We start from the raw sequence: 20,144 nt of genomic DNA, 5'->3' as shown, positions 1-20,144 counted from the left end.
TGGATTATTTTTTTGATGTCTTATCAACTACAAAAAAAGCAATCCAAACGGTGACTTGTAAAGTGTGTTTTTCCGTTTGCCAATAAAAAATAAATCTACTATTTTCACTGCGAGATATGACAAAACAAAGGAAAACCGTTAGAAGAGGGACTAAAGCAAGTGATGCAGAACGTAGAAAATATTTGATTTGGAGTGTGGTTGTACCCCTATGTATATTATTAGTATTTGCTGTCCTATATTTTAGAACGGATTTTTCGTATACCCTAAAAAGCTGGATTTTTCCGGAGGAGTCAACGGATAAGCACACCACGAGCGAACACGAAGAGCGAAATATGAAGTTGATGGAAAAACATAATGATTACGTATATGGTATCGATATATCCCAGTACCAAGGTGATATCAGTTGGATAGATATCAACACTATATACGATCAAGTGCCAATCGACTTTGTATTTATTCGTGCTACGATGGGAGAGGAGGCAAAGGACAAACGCTTCGTTGTAAACTGGAAAGCTGCACAAAGTAGAGCCAAATTACGTGGAGCCTATCATTATTTTCGACCAAATGAAAACTCCATTTGCCAAGCGCGTAATTTTATAAACACGGTTAAACTGAAACCCGGCGATCTACCCCCGGTACTGGACATTGAGGAACGTCCACGCAAACAACCTATGGATTCGTTGAAGGTAGGGTTGAAGCGATGGCTGGACGAAGTCGAGGAACATTACGGCATCCAACCCATCCTCTATTCCGGGGATAGTTATTTTACTGATTTTTTGGAAAAAGAGTTTTCCAATTACGTATTATGGATAGCGAATTACAATTTTTGGGTAGATAAACCCAAAAAGCATTGGAATTTCTGGCAATTCTCTGAACGAGGGTATGTACGGGGAATAAAAGGAAATGTAGACCTCAACATGTTTAAAGGAAGTATTGAAGCACTAGAAGAGTTGACAATTCCCTATTAATCCGCGTTCTCGTTGATGTCGTTCGTAAAAAGGGGTGGTGTGATCACCAAAACCTTGTCAATTCGATGACCATCCATATCAATAACTTCCAATTTATAGTCCTTGAAATGAATAAACTCACCTTCTTCCGGCACATGATCCAACGTGAGAAATACTAATCCGCCTAACGTAGTAATATTAGAGATATCATCCTCCTCTCCTTCGCTCAACTCGATTTGAAAATATTCTAAAAAATCGTCGAGCTGTGTTCTTCCATCAATAATATACGAGCCATCTTCCCGTTTGCGGATAGAGGTATCTGAGCGTTCTTCTCCATTGTTCATATCGCCAAAAAGCTGACGTACAATATCTTTTATAGAGACAACACCTTGTGGTATACCGTATTCATCAATAACGACGGCTAGTTGTGCTTTGCCATTTTTTAAGACGTTTAATATGTTGTAAGCAGACGTGTTTTCATTAACGAAAGGAATAGGTTTTACCAATGCTCTCAAATCGATCGGTCTATTGTCGATATATTTTTTTAGAAAAGTCTTGACATGGATAATACCCTTTACCTGATCGAAACTACCATCTACCACTGGAAATTCAGTGTGTTCAGACTGTCGGATAATGCTCTTGTTTTCTTCGAAACTATTTTGGAGATCCAAGCAATCGATATCTGAACGGTGTACCATCAGGTTGATGGCGCGTTTATCCCCAAGGACAAGTAATCGATCCACAAAATCATGCTCGAAATTCTCAATGACGCCACTCATCACGCCTTCGTCAACTAACGCTTTGATTTCCTCTTCAGTGACGGTGTTCTTGGAAACCTTAATATTCAGTAACCGAACAAGTGTGTCTGTTGAAACACTTAATAGCCAGACGAATGGTTTGACAAATTTACTCAAAAACAGCATTGGCGTAGCAACAAATGATGCGTATTTCTCCGGTATAGCCATTCCGATGCGCTTGGGAACAAGTTCGCCGATGACTAAAGAAAGATAAGTAATAATGAGCACCACAACAATGATAGCTACCTGTTGACTGTAGGGAGCAAGAAACGAGACTTGGCTAAATACAGTGGCTAGATAAGAAGAAATGGTTCCTCCGCTGAAAAAACCTGTAAGGATACCGATTAAAGTGATGCCAATCTGAATGGTAGATAAAAACTGATTGGGATTCTCCTTTAAATTTAAAGCTATCCGAGCAGACTTGTTGTTTTTATCTGCTGCCGCCTGAAGACGTGCCTTTCGACTTGATACAATCGCTATCTCGGAAGCAGATAATATTCCATTAAATATAATTAATGTTATTATAATAATAATCTCTGTCAGCATAAAGCCTATTTTATGCTCTAAAATACAAATTCTTTTCCAGCCTTGCGCATCAATCTAAAAAAACTAAAGCGAGGCTATTTCTTAGTTATCGTTTATTCTCACCTTAGATTTAGGTGAAATCAAATTAGAAAAAGAACAAACGTTTGCTTTAATTCAGCGCTTTTATTTATTGATTTATTTATAGATATTGCCACCGTTTAACATAGTTTTTGTTAAATTTTTAAATTTTCCAATGTCTGAACTAAAGAATAACAATATTTTAAGCTCTGCATCTCATTTTGATATAGAAGGAGATATCATTCAAGTAGAACGTTTTGGATCGGGGCATATCAATGATACCTATCGTGTAAAAACCGATACTAAAAGCTATCTATTTCAGCGGATTAACAATCAGATCTTTGTTGATGTAGCAGGGTTAATGGAAAATACGAAAGTCGTATTAGATCATCTGAAAAAGAAATTAGCACATTTCGGAAAAGAAAAGGTGGAGAAATCGACGTTAACATTGATTCCGACGCACGAGGGGAAATTGTACTATCAAGATGAAAATGATGGCTTTTGGCGGATGTTTATCTTATTGGAAGGTACCAAAAGCTACGATATAGTAGAAACGGAAGCACAAGCATATGCAGGAGGAAAGGCATTTGGCGAATTTCAAAAACAGCTGTCCGATCTTGATCCAAGCAAATTGGTAGAGATTTTACCTAATTTTCATAACATCGACTTCCGAATGGCTAACTTGCGTAAAGCTATAAAAGATAACACCGCAGGTCGTGTCAACGAAGTACAAGATATATTAGATTATATATTGAAGCGGGAGGAGCGGATGCGCACCATTTTATTGATGGGAAACAACGGGGATTTGCCATTGCGTATTACCCATAACGATACGAAATTTAATAATGTTTTGCTTGATGAACATGATCGCGTACAATGTGTAATTGATTTGGACACAGTGATGCCGGGTTATGTAGCTTACGATTTCGGAGATGCTATTCGTACTATTATCAATTCGGCAGCAGAGGATGAACCTAATACCGAGAAGATAAAATTGAATATACCCTTATTCAAAGCTTATGCGCAAGGATACACGAGCGAAGCGTGCGATTTTTTGACGGAGAAGGAAACTACATCTTTACTGCACGGTGTATTTTTGCTGCCCTTTATGCAAGCCGTTCGATTTCTTACTGATTATCTAAACGGCGATACATACTATAAAATACATTATTCTACACATAATTTGGTTAGAACGAAAGCACAGCTTAAATTAGTGCAAGAAATGGAATTGCATCAAGAGGAGCTTGCATCCATTTTGGAAGAAAGTGTTAATGTATAAATTGAGAAAAATGATAACCAGTTTACAAGTACCTTACAGTGATATAGCGCTCGAAAAATTTACTTATTATGCTTTAAGCCAACAGATGGAAACATTGCCATGGCAACCTATAGCACATGTAAATTGGAAAGAATTTCCATATAAGCCCGCAGTCCATTTTCAAATAACACATGATAATCAAAGGATAATTATCCATTATAGTGTTCAAGAAGAGTTTGTGAAAGCACAATATGTCCGCATTAATGAAGCCGTATGGGAAGACAGTTGTGTGGAATTTTTTGTCTCATTTGATGGGAAAGCAAGCTATTACAATATCGAATTCAATGTACTGGGAGCAGGGCTGATAGGTGCTGGTTCTCGAGTAAAAGACGAGAGAATACGTCTTGAACAGGCAACAACAGTAAAAATTCAAACGGCAACAACGGTGGTAAATGTAGGCGGAAAAAAGAAATGGAATATTATCCTTGTAATTCCAACGGAGGTATTTGTAGAAGATAAAATAGAGCGCTTAACGGGTGTTACTGCACATGGCAACTTCTTTAAATGCGGCGATAGTTTACCGACCCCACATTTCCTTTCGTGGAATAAAATAGAATATCCTACGCCAAATTTCCATTTACCGGACTTTTTTGGAGAACTCGTTTTTGAATAATTAGCTGCTAGATGATCATATACATCATCGAGAGGTCAAAACTTATCCAGCATCCCCAAAAGACCCGTTAACCCACCAGAGTGAACGACTAACACTGTCGATTCCTCTGCAATCTGTTTTTGACCGATTAGATCGTGTACTGCATAGAACAATTTTCCTGTATACGTGGGTTCTATTAGGATAGATGTCTGGCGTGTAAACATTTTTATAAATTCGATGAGTTCCGGCTTCGTCTTTGCGTATCCACCAAAATGATAATCTAGATGTAGGCGTATATCCACTGCGTTTAATACACCGAGTTTGACAATTTCATCGCGGATAAAATCGCCCCCTTTAAGCACTGGAACGCCATGTAATGTTGTGCCGCATTGTTGGGTATTTATGCCCAGAGCTAAACCTGCCAACGTCGTACCGGTGCCGCATGCACAGAAGCAATGATCATAAGTACGGTGCAATTCGTTTGTTATCTCTGTACACCCTTGAGCGGCCAGCAGGCCATAACCACCTTCGTCAATAAAATACGCTTCCTCCGAATTGGCGAAATGTATATCAAACAATGCTTTTTTATCTCGATAGCTCTCCCGGTCCACAAAATGTAATTCCATGTCGAACAGCTGGCATAATTTGAGTACCGGATTGTCTATCGTTTCTCCACGTACAAATCCATATGTACGGAAACCAAATTTCGCTCCTGCACATGCTGTGGCCAGTAAATGGTTAGACCATGCTCCTCCAAAAGTCACTAATCGACTTTTGCCTTCTTTTTTTGCTTGCTGTAAAGGGTATTTCAGTTTTCGCCACTTATTGCCTGATATATAGGGATGTATGAGGTCGTCTCGTTTGACAAATACACGGACACGATGCTCTTCATAAAATGGAAGGGCAATCTCTTCTTCGGGACTGTAAAAATCAAAATCCAACATATACTTTTGCCAAAGTTAGCAGATTTTAAAGGATTTCGATACTTTTGCGTGATGGCAGAAGAATTAGATATTCACGAACAGGACGAACGGGAGCTTTTTGAACATTATCGGATTGAAGCGGATAAAGGACAAGCGTTGTTACGGCTTGATAAGTTCTTGATGAACCGGGTGGAAAATACTTCGAGAAGCCGTATTCAAAATGCTATTGATGCGGAAACTGTTTTAGTAAATGGGAAATTGGTTAAAGCGAGTTATAAGGTAAAACCATTGGATGTCGTCACAATGGTCTTGCCAGACCCCCCTCGTGATACGGAAGTTTATCCCGAAAATATACTGCTTGATATTATTTATGAAGACGATGACCTTCTATTGGTAAATAAGGAAGCAGGCATGGTCGTCCATCCCGGTTACAACAATTACACGGGAACGCTCGTTAATGCCTTGACATACCATTTAAACCAATTGCCCACCATGCCAGGTAATACGGGGCGTCCAGGTTTGGTGCACCGGATTGATAAGGACACATCAGGATTGTTGGTAATCGCAAAAAATGAATGGGCAATGACTTTTTTGGCAAAACAGTTCTTTGATCACACAATAAATCGAAAATATCTGGCGTTAGTTTGGGGAGATATAGCAGAGGATGGTACAGTGTCCGGTTATATTGGAAGGAATGCTAAAGATCGTCGGATAATGGAATTGTATGATGATCCTGAAAAAGGCAAATGGTCGGTTACACACTATAAAGTATTAGAACGTTTGGGATACGTTACGTTGATAGCATGTGAGTTGGAAACAGGACGTACCCATCAAATACGGGCACATCTTAAAGCTATAGGTCATCCGCTGTTTTCGGATGAATCATATGGGGGGGACAAAATTCTAAAAGGAACTGTATTCAACAAGTATAAGCAGTTTGTAAATAACTGTTTTGAGTTATTGCCTCGGCAAGCATTACATGCGGAATCGTTGGGTTTTGTCCATCCCCGCACAAAAGAATCGATGCACTTTCAAATGCCTCTTCCTTCCGATTTTCAAGCCGTTTTGGAAAAATGGCGGTCTTATGTCGCGTCGACAGACCGATAAGTTTAAATAGAAAAATTTTTATGTCTTTACAATATATCAACTTTGACGGGCAGCTTGTTGCCGAAAATCAACAGATCGCGACAATAGATAACCGCGCTTTGCGTTATGGGGACGGATTGTTTGAAACCATGTTATGGAAAGATGGCGATATTAGGTTTCTAGATCTCCATATAAAACGTTTACAACAAGGCATGCAAACGTTGCAATTAGATGAATATTCCAAGTTTGATGCTTTTTTTATTCGTTCCAAAGCAGAAGAACTGATAAGAAAAAACAATATGCTTGGACAGCAGGTGCGTGTACGTTTAGTCGTTTATCGTGCGGGCGGAGGAACATACGCGCCAGAGACCAATAAACCCGTATATGTGCTGCAGGTATCTCGGATGCCTCCTGTATTGCGAGATAAAAAATTAGGGCTCATTGTTGATTTGTATACCGATTTTAAAAAACCTTATAGTGACTTATCGCATCTTAAATCGAATAATGCATTGATCTACGTGATGGCAGGTTTGTATAAGAAGAAATTTGCCTATGATGAGGTATTTCTACTAAATCAAGACGGAAATCTATGCGAAGGGTTGATATCCAATGTCTTTGTATACTACGACAAAACACTGTATACGCCTGCTTTAACAGAAGGGTGTGTGGAAGGTGTCATGCGGAAAGTTGTTATGGAAATGGCGGAGCATGAGGGTATGCCCGTTGTTGAGGCGCAGATAAGTCCGGAAATCATGAAAGAAGCGGATGAGATTTTCTGTACAAATGCAATCCAAGGCGTACAATGGGTTATGGGATATAAGCAAAAACGTTATTTCAATAAAATATCACGTATTCTTCAAGAAAAGCTGCAAACTTGGGGAGAGGAAGCCGGTGAAAACTAAAAGGTTTAAGGTCTTATTATCAAAATTCTTCCTTACCCTTATTGCGTTGCACCAATCGATACGTGATATATAGCAATATCAACCAGATAGGTATCAACTCTACCGAAATCTTCAATCCGGTAAACCACATCATAACCAGTACACCCGATAAGAAGAAAAGGGATACATAGTTACTGATAGGGTATAAAAGCGTGGGAAATGACGACGTTTCTAACCTTTCGGTTATTTTTCTTTTGAAAAAGATATGCGTTAAGGATATCATAATCCAATTGATGACAAGCGACGACACGACTAAACTCATCAATACCTCCAATGCTCGTTCTGGCATCAACTTATTGATGACGATACATATAGCGACTAGTCCTGCAGAAACTAAGATAGCGTTGACGGGAGAATGGTTCTTGTTTAGTTTCGTCAGAAACTTAGGAGCGTTGCCTTGTTCGGCTAAGCCAAAGAGCATACGTGAGTTACTGTATACACAACTATTATATACCGACAGTGCCGCTGTCAGCACAATAACATTTAATGCGTTCGCAATGATATTTGTAAAATAATACGTCGTGCCAAAAAGTTCAAACTGTAAACCTTTTAAACTGGCAAAGACCTCTACAAACGGACTTGTTTCGGGCGTGATATTACGCCAAGGCATTAGCGAGAACAATACCAATAATGAGCCGATGTAAAAAATAAGTATACGCCATAACACTTGGTTTGTCGCTTTGGGGATATTCTTTTCGGGATTTTCAGCCTCTGCGGCGGTGATGCCGACCAATTCTAGCCCACCAAAGGAAAACATAATCATAACCAATGCCGCTAAAAGTCCCTGATAAGCACCACTTTCATTACTAGACAACCAACCTTTTGGGAAGAAACCTCCGTCATTGGTCAAGTTTTCTATGGTAGCTTGTCCTCCACCTTTTCCACTTATCAGAAGGTAACATCCAAAAATAATCATGGCGATAATAGCCACTACTTTGATAATGGAAAACCAAAATTCTGTTTCACCGTATACTTTTACTGAAGCCAGGTTGAGCACGTTGATTACGATGAAGAAAAACAAACTAGATACCCATAATGGAATTTCCGGCCACCAAAACTGTACGTAATGACCGATAGCTGTCAACTCGGCCATACTGACTAATAGGTAAAGAACCCAATAATTCCAGCCCGAAGCATATCCTGCAAACGACCCCCAATATTTATTGGCAAAATAGCTGAAACTACCCGAAACAGGTTCATGTACTACCATTTCACCTAATTGTCGCATGATAAGAAAGGCGATGATCCCTGCAATGGCATAACCAAGTATAACCGATGGACCCGCCAGAACGGCTGCTTGTCCGACACCTAAAAATAAACCTGTGCCAATGGCACCGCCTAAGGCTATTAACTGAATATGTCTGTTGCTTAGCCCGCGCTTAAGCTGTTTATTGTCTTCGGGAGTATTTGTTTTCAATATGTATTGTTCAAGTCTAAAAAGCAAGCTGTCACCGTCCTTTTAAAACACCCTTTTTACTACGTTCAGAACGATAGACGTGTAAAAATAACAAAACCGCTGATAATACAGCGGTTTTATTACATTTAATCCAATCTAAAACAAATTGACTTGTTTGTCTTTCGGATGTTTAACAGCATAACCGAATTTTAGTTTTTGTGTACCTCCGGCAGGAATATTCAATTTCCATGTAACGATACCTGTATCTTTATTTACTTCTCCGCCGCTGGATTCTTCGAGTGTAATGTCCATACCCTTATCTGTAGATAGTGGATATTGCTCTTGCAGCGTTAGGCTAACAGGCAACTTCTTATTATTTTTAATGGTTATTTCATAAATAGCCGTTTGTGTTCTGCTATTTCCTATCAATCTCGATGAAGAAAGATCATTGATTTTCTCCCGTTTTATGGAAATCATCTTGTCTCTTCCCATGCTCAATTTCAGCGTGTCTGTGGCTTCACTTGGATTGATGAATGTTTTTCCGACCAACATGTTTTCAAACATCACGTTCGCCTGTCCCGGAACGAGATTTAACTTCTCGTAATCTATCAGCTCCGCCAATAAAAATACATCTTGGTTGATACGCGGAGCAACGTAATATTGATAACTTGCCGGATGTGTGTATTCTTTGAGACTGACAGCATGTTGTTTCCCATTAGAAGCAATGGTATATGGAATATCGATATCGAAGGTGGTGTTGAGCTGATTTTCAACTTGCTGTACATTATCGTCCAATGCTTGGGGAGCCTCAGCTATGGCGTTAGTAGCAACTCCTCTTATCCTGATATTTTGAGATTTTGCACGCGTAGTTGCACCTGTAACTACGACTTCGTCCAATGTGTTTTGTCTTCCAAAGTCGTAATAATACAAAAGCCACGGCGACAGCGTAGGTGCTACACCGCCTTGTGAAGGATTCGACGTAGAAAGTCGTAAATTGACCTGTTGCCAATCGACACCGGTCTGTTGTGAGATATTCGCTTTATATACAATTTGTAAAGGAGACATTGTGTTTGCAGCACGCAATTCGTAAGAAGCATTCCAGTTCGCTTGTCTTGTCAAATAAGATATATTAAACGGCTGATTACCAGTTTGGTTGTTCATGACCTGTACAATCAGTTGTCCGCCCGAACCCGATGTCTGTCCTTTGACTTCATCAAATTGAATTTTCACTTTATCCACTATATCTTGTTGCTCCGTTATCTTTTCCTCGAGCGCAGTGATATTATTCTTTACTTCTAGGTATTTTGGTTTGTAGAACTCCGTCATCTTCGCCAATTCAGCGACCGTCGTGCTAGTATTGTTGCCGGATATTTTTTGGTTTTGCTCCAAAAGTTTAAGCATGCTTTCTTCCGTCGCCTTTTGATTTTGTAATTTCTTTAACACCGTTAAAGCGCTTTTATACTCATTTTCAACTTTGCTGTAAGCTTCCGTCTTGACATCAGCATCAATGTAATTCAACGCGGGACGCACGGATAAAATAGTAACATTGGCGCCAGTACCAATCTGTATACTATTTTCATCTATGTTGTTTGCCACGTGGGTGAAGACTACTTCACTACTGCCGGAAGGAAGATTTATATTTGCTGTGTGGTTTAATTCTGCAGCATTCGTAAAGACCGTTACGTTTTTTAAGTCTGCTTTTTGTATAATGGCTTTCTGCGCAAAAGATAGGTTTGCTAAAACCAGTCCGGTGGAAAGCAATAAAGTACTTTTTAACATAATATGAATCATTTTAAAATAGATGATTTAAAAGGTTATATTCCATAAATATATTTAAAAATAACCTAAAATAATAAGAAGTAGCCTAGGCTACTTCTTATTATTTTCTACATCTGTCATAGAACAACCACAACCTTTGTTGCAACCCTGTTGTTTGTTTTTTGAAGGTAGAAATTTTCTGACCATAAAAACCAATGCTATGATAAAAAGGACAGCTATAATAATATATTGAACCATTGTTGTCGTATTTAAAAGTTAAATCGGAGAACAAATCACCAGCCACGAATCCCGAGGGGCCCGACAAAGTTAATTACCGAATCACTTCAACAGTTGATAAGCGATAAAAGCAACAATATAAGCTATACCGGTCATCATAACCGTCTGTATCAATGTCCATTTCCAAGACCCTGTTTCACGTTTCATGATCGCGATGGTACTCATACATTGCATGGCAAAAGCGTAAAACAAAAGTAGTGAAATCCCCGATGCCAAATTATAAGATGGTTGTCCAGTATTTCTGTTGATTTCAGATCGCATTCTGCTCAACAAAGTCTCTCGTTCTTCATCATCATCGGGATCAATTTCTTCACCCAAACTATACACGGTTGCCATTGTACCTACGAAGACTTCTCTTGCAGCGAACGAAGAAATAAGTCCGATGCCCATTTTCCAATCGTAGCCTAAAGGTCTTACAAGAGGCTCGATACCCATGCCCATATAGCCTAGGAAAGAATGCTCTAATCTAAAAGAGGCTACTTCTTCATTGAGCTCCTCTTCACTTAATGCCGGGTTAGCTTGCTGTACGTATTCTTCAGCATTACTAAATTTATCATTTGGGCCAAAATTACCAAGCACCCATAAGATAATAGCCATCGCTAGGATTATTTTACCCGCTTGGAATAGAAAGCCCGATGTTTTCTCCCACATATTCATGCCCACATTTCTCCAATCGGGTGTCTTATATGAGGGAAGCTCAAAGATAAGGAACGATTTGTGTTGGTTTTTGATGATTTTATTTAAGATAGCAGCAGATAATAGAGCTGCTACCACCCCAAGAATATAAAGTATATTCAATGCGAGCCCCTGTAAGCCAAAACCTAAAAATGTTTCGTTTGGAATAACCAAGGATATTAAGACAACATAAATGGGTAGGCGTGCCGAACAGGTCATAAAAGGGGTAACCAACATAGTTACCAAACGTTCTTTGGTGTTCTCGATGTTACGGGCGGCCATAATTGCCGGAACAGCACAGCCTACACCCGACATGAGTGGAATGACCGATTTTCCGTTTAACCCGTAAGGACGAAGCCACCTATCCATTAGAAAGACAACACGACTCATATAGCCTGTTTCTTCCATAAGGGATATAAGCAAAAATAAAATTGCTATTTGCGGAACGAAAATAATAATCCCACCAATTCCGGCTAACACGCCCTGTGTTAACAGGTCTGATAACGGGCCTTCCGGTAGTACGCCAGCGGTATAATCGATAAGAGCTGAGAAGTTCTCATCGATCCAATCCATGATAGGCTCCGATAAAATGAACACCAATTGGAACACGAGAAATAGCAGGAAAAAGAAAATAACATAACCCCAAATAGGGTGGAGCAAAACTTTATCAATTTTATTCGTCCGATGGAGATGATGATTATCCTTTTGAAGAATAATAGCTTTTAAATCCTCTTCAATCTTTATATTACGTTCAATAGCCTCAGCTTGTTGAAGTGCATTGGAAGAGAGTTGATGTTTTTCTCTGATACCAGCTAAAGTCTGCTGTTGTTCTTTTGTCAAAAAAGAGATATTCTCTTGCGCAATAAATTGCCAAGTTTGATACTCTGTATGTAGTGGAAAAGCTTTTTTCGCCTCTTCCAGCGCAGCTTTGTAAGCATTGCCAACTTCAAATTTGCCGGGGGAATATCCGGGGCGTTCGTCAAAGGCGCGGATAAGCTGCGCTATTCCTTTTCCGTTTCGGGCATCGGTGGTATAGACTTTTGTATGAAGATAAGCTTCAAGTTTTTGATAGTCAATATCCATTCCTTTGGCATTTACTTCATCAATCATATTGACAACGAAAATAGCCGGAACCCCTAATTCGCGAGCCTGTTGATATAATACGATAGAACGCTTGATATTGTTAGGCTCCGCAACGACAACAACTAAGTCGGGATGCGCTGGATTCTTCTTATCTGCTAAAACATTGTATACAATTTCCTCATCCATTGACGTAGGGAAAAGTGTATAAGTACCTGGCAAATCGATGATGCGATATGTTTTACCGTTAGCTTTCACAGAGCCTTCTCTCTTTTCTACGGTAATACCCGGATAGTTCCCTACATGTTGGTGTAATTTCGTGATGCGGTTAAATAGCGAAGTTTTCCCTACATTCGGGTTTCCTAAAAAAGCTATTATTGGATTCTTCATATTATTTTTCGACGAAAATGTGTAAAGCTTCAGATTTACGTATAGCAATTAATGTGTTGGAGCTTGATATTTGAAGACCTATTGGTCCATTAAATGGTGCTTTATGTTTAATTTTCACAACGGCTCCGGGAAGGAGTCCCATTTCGTAAAATTTAGAAGGCAATTCCGACGAATCAAGCTGCCGTATAGTCGCTTGTTCTCCCACTTCCAACAGATCAAGGCTGAAACTTTTATGCATTTTATCGTATTAAAAAATTATATAATTATATCCCTATTCCCGGAATATCTGACGCGTGCACCAAAGTTAGTTAATTTAGACTGATTTTAAGGTCTAAAAGGCTGTATTTGTTAAAACTATTAATTAATGATCATGGTCGTGATCGTGATGATGTTCATGATCGTGGTGGTGATCATGACCTGGCCCGTGATGGTGATGGTCATGTCCGTCAAATAGGAAATTAGCTAACGATACTAATACGCCCAGTATAACAGCAATCATTTTCTTCCGGTTGAATTTATGGTGGTCTGCCGAACCCGATTCAAATAAAATAGTAGTGGAAATATGAAGAAATATACCGATAACAATCGCCATGATCTTATCAAAATACTGTGTTATATTGCCTATTTCGCCCTCACTTATACCTTTGCTTGTCAAAAAACCTAATGGTGTCATAACGGCAAATAGGAGGAGAAAGGTAGTTATTTTGGTTTTGGAAAGTCGTGTATTAAGTAACAAGCTTCCCAAAGCAAACGCGGCAGGTACATGGTGTATCGCAATACCAAAAACCAATTCTGCCTGATGGCCAGCGGCTAGTGGCATTCCTTCTAGAAAAGCATGTAAACACAAACTTATCATAATGCCCAACGGAAAAGCATTATGTGCACTATGGTGGATATGACCATGCTCAATACCTTGAGAAAATTGTTCCAATACGAGCTGGAAGAGAAAACCGCCCAATATATACAAACCAATTATTTCCGGACTGGTGTTTTGACTGATGTAAACATGGGGTATTAAGTGCAATACGGTAATACTAAATAAATAAGCACCGCTAAATGAGAGAATAAGTTTAAGTAAACTTGTGTTGTCCCTCTTGACAAAGAATACCGACAATCCGCTTAAAAAAGCCGAAATAAATAGAATGCTGACGATTAATGACGAACTCATGTTGTTGCTGTTTCTGTAGTATGGTTTATTTTGAAAAAGTCTGGAAAAAAGCGTTTAAAAAGATAGCCGGTTCCAGTCCCAATTAAGATGCCGAGAATAGCTCCGCAGAGAATATCGAAAGGATAATGAACTCCTACATATATTTGAGAAAAACTTATTAGTGCAGCCCATGTTATACACAGCCATAGCGTATGTTTCCATCGCCTGCGGAATAGTACTATCCAAAAGAAAGCCATGGCAAAGTGGTTGGTGGCGTGAGAAGAAGTAAAACTAAATCCTGAACCACAACGTACACGTACATTGGCTTCTTCTTTAAAAACCAAATCATTGCAAGGGCGCACACGCTTTACATTTTTTTTGATGACGTGAGACGACAGCGCATCTGAAATACCGAAATTGGCCAATGTAAAAGCAACGATTAATATGCCCATTTTACCGTAATGCTTGATGAAGAAGATAATCAGAAAAAGATATAAAGGCGCCCATGTGTATGGATTTCGCAGAATAGGTAGCAACCAATCAAAAAAAGGATTACTTAATCCTTGATTAATGGCCAAGAATATCTCCTGGTCAAAATGAATGAGTTGATTCAACATAGATTTGTGCTTATTTAAATTATCCTTCAAAAGTAAAGAATAATTAGCAACATTATCGCCTTTTAATCAAATGATACAATGTTGCAACAAAAGTAAGCTTTCGTTTTTAATTTTGAAAGTTTTATATGAAATTTTAAGATATAAACTTATTTTTACGACTGCTTACAGCACCGAGCTTATATATTAGCTTTTTTAAATTTGAAATATGACACTTATAAAATCAATATCAGGTATCAGAGGTACAATTGGAGGTAAGCCGGGAGAGGCGCTTACGCCGATCGACGTTGTTAAATTTACGTCGGCATTTGGTAAAATCCTTTTGCAGAAAACAGGTAATAAAAAGATCGTTGTTGGACGTGATGCACGTTTATCTGGCGAAATGGTTAGTAATCTAGTGGTAGGAGCACTGCAGGGGATAGGGGCAGATGTAGTCAATCTAGGATTGTCGACCACACCTACCGTAGAGATCGCTGTGCCCTTGGAGCATGCTGCGGGTGGTATTATCTTAACAGCATCTCACAATCCTGGACAATGGAATGCCTTGAAGCTACTAAACAGCAAGGGAGAGTTCATTAGTGATCAAGAAGGAAAAGAGGTTCTGGCGTTGGGTGAGAGTCTGGATTTTGATTTTGCGGAAGTAGGTGCATTGGGCAAGGAAACAAAAGATGATAGCTATTTACAAAAACATATCGATGCCGTTTTAGCACTTCCGCTAGTGGATAAAGAAGCGATTCGTCAAGCAGAATTTAAGGTAGCGGTAGATGCAGTGAACAGTACAGGAGGGATCTTTATTCCCGCGTTGTTAAATGCATTGGGTGTGGATACCGTCTATAAGATACATTGCGAACCTAATGGAAAGTTCCCACATAATCCCGAGCCTTTAAAGGAGCATTTGACAGATCTTTCTCAGGCTGTATTGAGCAATAAGGCGGATTTGGGTATTGCAGTAGACCCCGATGTGGATCGTTTGGTATTTATGATGGAGGATGGAGAACTATTTGGTGAGGAATATACATTGGTTGCTGTAGCGGATTATATTCTCGAGTATACCAAAGGTAATACCGTCTCCAATCTTTCTTCTACACGTGCTTTACGTGATGTGACGGTTAAACACGGGGGGGAATATTTTGCGGCGGCTGTAGGAGAGGTTAACGTGGTGACGAAAATGAAGGAGGTAAACGCTGTGATTGGTGGCGAAGGCAATGGAGGAGTAATTTATCCAGATTCACATTATGGTCGTGACGCTTTGGTAGGAGTAGCGCTATTTTTAAGCCATCTGGCTAAGTTAAAGAAAACGGCTTCTGCATATCGCGCAGACTTGCCGCAATATTTTATGTCGAAGAATAAGATTACATTAACGCCGGATTTGGATATCGATGCCCTACTGCAAAAAATGGAAGAAAAATACAAGGAGGAGCAATATACGACGATCGATGGTCTGAAAATAGACTTTAAAAACGAATGGGTACACCTTAGGAAATCGAATACAGAGCCTATTATTCGTATTTATTCGGAAGGACCAACATCAGAAGCTGCGGATGCTATCGCACAGAAGATTATCCGCGAAATAGAAGAAATCATCAAATAAAAAATAAAGGGCTCGATTACGAGCCCTTTATTTTTTATTTGATTGTCTGAGAGATTACTCAGCTACTACTTCAAAAGGAATCTGAACTTTAACTTCTTTGTGCAAGTTTAAGTTAGCGATATATTCACCAACTGTTTTAGGTTCAGTTTCAAAAGTGATGCGACGACGGTCAACGTCATATCCTTGTGTTTTCAAAGCTTCCGCAATTTGGATGCTATTTACTTTACCAAAGATTTTTCCGGATTCACCAGCTTTAGCGCCAATAGTAAGTTTGATACTTTCCAATTTATCTGCTAATTCTGTTGCGTCTTTCTTGATTTTTTCTTGTTTGAACTGAGCTTGTTTAATATTCTCAGCCAATACCTTCTTAGCAGACGGTGTCGCTAAGTTGGCAAATCCTTGAGGAATTAAATAGTTGCGACCGTAACCTGGTTTTACCGTTACGATATCATCTTTCTCGCCAAGGTGTTTAATATCTTGTTTTAATATAACTTCCATGTCGTTTCCTCCTTATTTTAATGAATCTGCTACGTAAGGTAATAGTCCGACGATACGTGCACGTTTAACCGCTTGAGCTACTTTACGTTGGAATTTCAATGATGTACCCGTTAGACGACGAGGTAAGATTTTACCTTGATCGTTTACAAATTTCAATAAAAAGTTTGCGTCTTTATAGTCGATATATTTGATACCGTTCTTTTTAAAACGACAGTATTTTTTACGGTTGTCCTCTACTTTAGGAGCAGTTACGTATTGGATATTTTCGTTTGCCATTAGTTTGCTACCTCCTCCGTTTTAGTTTCAGCTTTTTTGTTGAATGCACCGCTACGTTTTTTCTCGTTGTAAGCTATTGCATGTTTGTCTAAAGCAATAGTTAAGAAACGCATCACGCGCTCGTCACGTTTGTATTCAAGCTCTAGTTTTTGAATTAATTCACCCGGAGCCTTGAATTCAGTTAGGTGATAGAATCCAGTAGTTTTCTTCTGGATTGGATACGCTAATTTTTTCAAACCCCAATTGTCTTCAGCGACAATTTCGGCTCCGCCTTCAGTAAGGATGCTTTTGAATTTAGCGATTGCTTCTTTCGCTACGTCCTCTGAAAGCAACGGGGTAAGAATAATGACAGATTCGTACTGTTGCATTGTGTTTAATAAATTTGTTTTAATTTAATTAATACTCGTACTTTTTACGAGTGTGCAAAGATAACTAATTATTTGATAAAGTGAAAAGAAAAAGAAATGCATCGTGATACATTTTACGGATTTGATTGTTTCAAATAAGCATTTAAAGCCTTTTGACTTCGTTCAAAAGCTTTTCGTTGTTTGTAATTCACCCATTTTTGTTTGAAGAGCTTACGCATAAGTTTATCTGTGTATCGGATAAAGAACACTTCATTCAGCATGTTTAAAAGCCTTTTGGACGAACTGGGGAAGGAGCGTAACGTAATAGAGAAGCCCGCTTCTAGATAGCGATTAAAGTGCCAGTAACCACTCGGCATAAAGAGCGCATCGCCATGTTCCATGAAAATTTCATACCCTTTTGCATAGCGTAATGCTGGAAACTGCGTATAGTCCGGACGTTCATAGTCGACGTTATAAATGGTATGTACAGAAAGGGGAACTTTGTATAGAAAAGCAGCTTCTTCTGGGGGAAACAATAAAACCCTTTTCTTGCCTTCGAATTGAAAATGCAATAAATCTCCCAGATCGACATCATAATGCATAAGCACACGCGCTTCACTACCTCCAAAAAATAGTGTCGGAATGCGTTTGAAATATTTAAAGCCTAAATCAGGATAAGAAAAATTCTTGAGTAATTCAGGTAATTTATCCGTGATGATATAGAAGAAAATCCGTAGATCAGAAGGTTGCGTTTTGATGAGACGGATGTAATCTCGCATCTTCATGTGGGTAACAGGTTCATCTGTGGCTTTATTGGGGTCGGCTGGCTTGTTGTCATAAAGCCCCACAACTTGTTCCCCCGCCTGGTCATATATATAATCTAAATTCCACTTTTCATATGCTTCCCATTTTTTTGCAAACCCCTTAATAAGAACGGGTTTTTGAGCCTTGAAGTATTTTTCCAAAAACACTTCCTTGCTTATATCGTCCACAATATCAATCTCCGATAGGATCATAGCTCTTTTTTATGGTTTAAAAGTAACAAAAAAAATGTCAAAATTTCATCATACATCATCTTCATGTAAACTAAGTTGAGAAGAAAAGCGTTACTATTAAAAACTAGTGCTACAGCATCTATTATGACATCAATAAAAAACGAACTAATAGGAACTTGGAAACTCTTATCCTATATTGAAGTCCCTATAGAAGGTGACGATTCACTTTTCCCAATGGGAAAGAACCCTTATGGAATACTTATGTATTCTTCTGATGGCTACATGGCCGTACAGATATCCAAAGAAGGACGGTTACTCTATAAAAGTAACGATAAGATGATGGCTACACAGGAAGAAATGGCTTCTTCCTTACAGGGATATATAGCCTTTTCTGGAAAATATAAAATAGATAACAATAATGCTGTTGTTACGTATAGCATAGAAAGCTCATTATTCCCGAATTGGAAAAATCAGATGCAGCATCGGAAGATAGATTTCGAGGGCGACGTGCTTTACCTTAAATCTACTGAACCTATCCTTTCCAACGGCGTATTTGTTAACTCATATATGACTTGGCAACGTATGGGGCGTTCGGTTGACGACTTTGTAGATGAACATTTATTAAGGGAATTAGCTTAAAGAATTAGGCATAAAAAAAGAGCGTTGAAAAACGCTCTTTTTTTATTTCAATAGATAGACTACTGTTGTAAAGCTTCAATTTTAGCTTGTGTTTCGGCTGATTTTGCCTCGTCTTGTTGGAAGTCATAATAGCCCTTCAAACTTCTTAATGCATCTATATCGTTCGAATCCAATTCCACTACCTTTTCAAGATAAGGTAAGGCTTCTTTAATCTGCTCCTTAAGTTCTTCTACTCTTTTGCTGTAATCGTTATTAGATAACGTCTTGTCCTCATTAAGGGCATTTAATTGATCCCTTACACCGTTGATGATGGTTGCTGAAGCATTTTTATTGGCTTCCACGTAATTTGGATCGATTTCTACAGCTTTTTTATACGCTTCGATGGCCTTGTCATTATTATCTGATGCTGAATATGCAATACCTAAATAGTAGTGCAACGCTTTATTATTTGCATCTTTTGCTATTTGATTTTCGATATCGCTGATTATTTTATCCTCATTACCGGTCATAAGGTTTAATTCGATATTTTGGACAGAAGCGTCGTTGTCTTCTGGATATTCAGCCGCTGCTTTAGCAGCATATTCCAATGCATTAGTAGTATCCTTGGCGGATAAGTATAGTTTAGGTAAGTCTATCATCACCGACTTATGTTGAGAAAACTCCTTTTGCGGGATCAATTCCTCATATCTTTTAATGGCGTTTGGATAGTCTTGCTTTTGAATAGCAGACAAACCCGAGTAGTAGAGTAACGTCGTATCTCCTGGAAGATAATGCAGTGCTTGATCAAAAGCTGCATAAGCTTCTTCGTATTTTTGGCTATTAAACGCATCCGCGCCTTGTCCAAAATTAAACTGTCCTAAAAGTTGACCGGCGACCGTGATATTTTCTTTGTTTTTTTCGTCACTGTCCAACTCTGTTGCCTTTTTAATACCTTCTTCAGCTGCTTGTGCTGCTTCCGCTGACTTTTCTAAAGTGGCTAAATTAGCGTTAACCAAAGCGTAGATCGTCCAAGTTTCGGCGTCATCTTTTGTTTTGTCATGCGTAATAGCTTGGTCTATCGCTTCTTTTGCGCTTTCTAAGCTACTTTTGCCTAATTCTGGTGAACCGGCACCTTGTAACTCTTGAAATTTTTGCAATCCTGCTTTTGCTTTTCGCAAGTTGCCGCTCTGAGCGAAAGCAGTAGTTCCTGCTACCACCAATAAAGAAAATAATATTGCTTTTTTTATATTCATAT

21 protein-coding genes are annotated in these 20,144 nt (G+C 38.9%); 7 read left to right on the top strand and 14 right to left on the bottom strand.

Features of this window, described 5'->3' with window-relative positions; translation table 11 throughout:
• Window positions 1-116 precede the first annotated feature (116 nt).
• A complete protein-coding gene (locus H8B21_RS15530) occupies window positions 117-968 on the top strand; it encodes a GH25 family lysozyme (protein ID WP_190314654.1) in 852 nt (283 codons plus the stop codon).
• On the opposite strand, the gene H8B21_RS15525 is transcribed toward H8B21_RS15530, so the two are convergent.
• Entirely contained in the window at window positions 965-2,290 is a 1,326-nt protein-coding gene (locus H8B21_RS15525; RefSeq protein ID WP_190314653.1) for a hemolysin family protein, read from the bottom strand. The two genes, H8B21_RS15530 and H8B21_RS15525, sit on opposite strands and share 4 nt — an antisense overlap.
• Before the next feature lie 232 nt (window positions 2,291-2,522).
• Here H8B21_RS15525 and H8B21_RS15520 point away from each other — a divergent pair, with 232 nt between their 5' ends.
• Both H8B21_RS15520 and H8B21_RS15515 read left to right on the top strand, forming a co-directional pair.
• Complete coding sequence (locus tag H8B21_RS15520; protein ID WP_190314652.1) at window positions 2,523-3,626, top strand: phosphotransferase enzyme family protein; 1,104 nt, start codon at window positions 2,523-2,525, stop codon at window positions 3,624-3,626.
• A 10-nt stretch (window positions 3,627-3,636) separates the two neighbouring features.
• Entirely contained in the window at window positions 3,637-4,278 is a 642-nt protein-coding gene (locus H8B21_RS15515) for a carbohydrate-binding family 9-like protein (protein ID WP_190314651.1), read from the top strand.
• A gap of 35 nt (window positions 4,279-4,313) precedes the next feature.
• On the opposite strand, the gene H8B21_RS15510 is transcribed toward H8B21_RS15515, so the two are convergent.
• A complete protein-coding gene (locus tag H8B21_RS15510) occupies window positions 4,314-5,201 on the bottom strand; it encodes a 1-aminocyclopropane-1-carboxylate deaminase/D-cysteine desulfhydrase (RefSeq protein WP_190314650.1) in 888 nt (295 codons plus the stop codon).
• A 51-nt stretch (window positions 5,202-5,252) separates the two neighbouring features.
• Here H8B21_RS15510 and H8B21_RS15505 point away from each other — a divergent pair, with 51 nt between their 5' ends.
• Together H8B21_RS15505 and H8B21_RS15500 are read left to right on the top strand one after the other, a co-directional pair.
• The gene (locus tag H8B21_RS15505) at window positions 5,253-6,287 is read left to right on the top strand and encodes an RluA family pseudouridine synthase (RefSeq protein ID WP_190314649.1); all 1,035 of its coding nucleotides are present in this window, start codon (window positions 5,253-5,255) and stop codon (window positions 6,285-6,287) included.
• Window positions 6,288-6,307: 20 nt separating this feature from the next.
• Window positions 6,308-7,168 (top strand): aminotransferase class IV, encoded by an 861-nt coding sequence (locus H8B21_RS15500; RefSeq protein WP_190314648.1) that lies wholly within the window; start codon window positions 6,308-6,310, stop codon window positions 7,166-7,168.
• Window positions 7,169-7,187: 19 nt separating this feature from the next.
• On the opposite strand, the gene H8B21_RS15495 is transcribed toward H8B21_RS15500, so the two are convergent.
• From H8B21_RS15495 to H8B21_RS15465, 7 genes are all read right to left on the bottom strand, one after another.
• Window positions 7,188-8,624: an amino acid permease gene (locus H8B21_RS15495; RefSeq protein WP_190314647.1), complete on the bottom strand. Its 1,437-nt coding sequence runs from the start codon at window positions 8,622-8,624 to the stop codon at window positions 7,188-7,190.
• A 135-nt stretch (window positions 8,625-8,759) separates the two neighbouring features.
• Window positions 8,760-10,382: a DUF4139 domain-containing protein gene (locus H8B21_RS15490; RefSeq protein ID WP_223815065.1), complete on the bottom strand. Its 1,623-nt coding sequence runs from the start codon at window positions 10,380-10,382 to the stop codon at window positions 8,760-8,762.
• Window positions 10,383-10,472: 90 nt separating this feature from the next.
• Complete coding sequence (locus H8B21_RS20910) at window positions 10,473-10,619, bottom strand: FeoB-associated Cys-rich membrane protein (RefSeq protein ID WP_190314646.1); 147 nt, start codon at window positions 10,617-10,619, stop codon at window positions 10,473-10,475.
• Between the two features lie 81 nt (window positions 10,620-10,700).
• Window positions 10,701-12,803, bottom strand: coding sequence for a ferrous iron transport protein B (gene feoB, locus H8B21_RS15480; protein ID WP_190314645.1), 2,103 nt, complete (start codon window positions 12,801-12,803; stop codon window positions 10,701-10,703).
• 1 nt (window position 12,804) lies between these two features.
• Window positions 12,805-13,041, bottom strand: coding sequence for a FeoA family protein (locus tag H8B21_RS15475; protein ID WP_190314644.1), 237 nt, complete (start codon window positions 13,039-13,041; stop codon window positions 12,805-12,807).
• A 123-nt stretch (window positions 13,042-13,164) separates the two neighbouring features.
• Window positions 13,165-13,971 (bottom strand): ZIP family metal transporter, encoded by an 807-nt coding sequence (locus H8B21_RS15470; RefSeq protein ID WP_190314643.1) that lies wholly within the window; start codon window positions 13,969-13,971, stop codon window positions 13,165-13,167.
• Window positions 13,968-14,567, bottom strand: coding sequence for a phosphatase PAP2 family protein (locus H8B21_RS15465; protein ID WP_190314642.1), 600 nt, complete (start codon window positions 14,565-14,567; stop codon window positions 13,968-13,970). Before H8B21_RS15465 ends, H8B21_RS15470 begins: the two co-directional genes overlap by 4 nt.
• Before the next feature lie 205 nt (window positions 14,568-14,772).
• Between H8B21_RS15465 and glmM the strand changes: the two genes are divergently transcribed.
• Window positions 14,773-16,155 (top strand): phosphoglucosamine mutase, encoded by a 1,383-nt coding sequence (gene glmM / locus H8B21_RS15460; protein ID WP_190314641.1) that lies wholly within the window; start codon window positions 14,773-14,775, stop codon window positions 16,153-16,155.
• Between the two features lie 54 nt (window positions 16,156-16,209).
• Here the strand turns inward: glmM and rplI are convergent, their stop codons facing one another.
• The 4 genes from rplI to H8B21_RS15440 form a co-directional block, all read right to left on the bottom strand.
• Complete coding sequence (rplI, locus tag H8B21_RS15455) at window positions 16,210-16,653, bottom strand: 50S ribosomal protein L9 (protein WP_190314640.1); 444 nt, start codon at window positions 16,651-16,653, stop codon at window positions 16,210-16,212.
• A 12-nt stretch (window positions 16,654-16,665) separates the two neighbouring features.
• Complete coding sequence (gene rpsR, locus H8B21_RS15450) at window positions 16,666-16,929, bottom strand: 30S ribosomal protein S18 (RefSeq protein WP_148920887.1); 264 nt, start codon at window positions 16,927-16,929, stop codon at window positions 16,666-16,668.
• Window positions 16,929-17,297: a 30S ribosomal protein S6 gene (rpsF, locus tag H8B21_RS15445; RefSeq protein ID WP_165295821.1), complete on the bottom strand. Its 369-nt coding sequence runs from the start codon at window positions 17,295-17,297 to the stop codon at window positions 16,929-16,931. Before rpsF ends, rpsR begins: the two co-directional genes overlap by 1 nt.
• Window positions 17,298-17,410: 113 nt before the next feature.
• Complete coding sequence (locus tag H8B21_RS15440) at window positions 17,411-18,292, bottom strand: cupin-like domain-containing protein (protein ID WP_190314639.1); 882 nt, start codon at window positions 18,290-18,292, stop codon at window positions 17,411-17,413.
• 123 nt (window positions 18,293-18,415) lie between these two features.
• Between H8B21_RS15440 and H8B21_RS15435 the strand changes: the two genes are divergently transcribed.
• Window positions 18,416-18,910 carry a lipocalin-like domain-containing protein gene (locus H8B21_RS15435; RefSeq protein WP_190314638.1) on the top strand — a complete coding sequence of 165 codons (495 nt, stop codon included), beginning with the start codon at window positions 18,416-18,418 and terminating at the stop codon, window positions 18,908-18,910.
• 59 nt (window positions 18,911-18,969) lie between these two features.
• Here H8B21_RS15435 and H8B21_RS15430 read toward each other — a convergent pair whose 3' ends face one another.
• Complete coding sequence (locus H8B21_RS15430; RefSeq protein WP_190314637.1) at window positions 18,970-20,142, bottom strand: tetratricopeptide repeat protein; 1,173 nt, start codon at window positions 20,140-20,142, stop codon at window positions 18,970-18,972.
• Window positions 20,143-20,144 lie beyond the last annotated feature (2 nt).

Origin of the sequence: Sphingobacterium chuzhouense, assembly GCF_014692525.1 — a bacterium.
GTDB lineage: Bacteria > Bacteroidota > Bacteroidia > Sphingobacteriales > Sphingobacteriaceae > Sphingobacterium > Sphingobacterium chuzhouense.
This window is presented reverse-complemented; position numbering and strand designations above follow the sequence as displayed.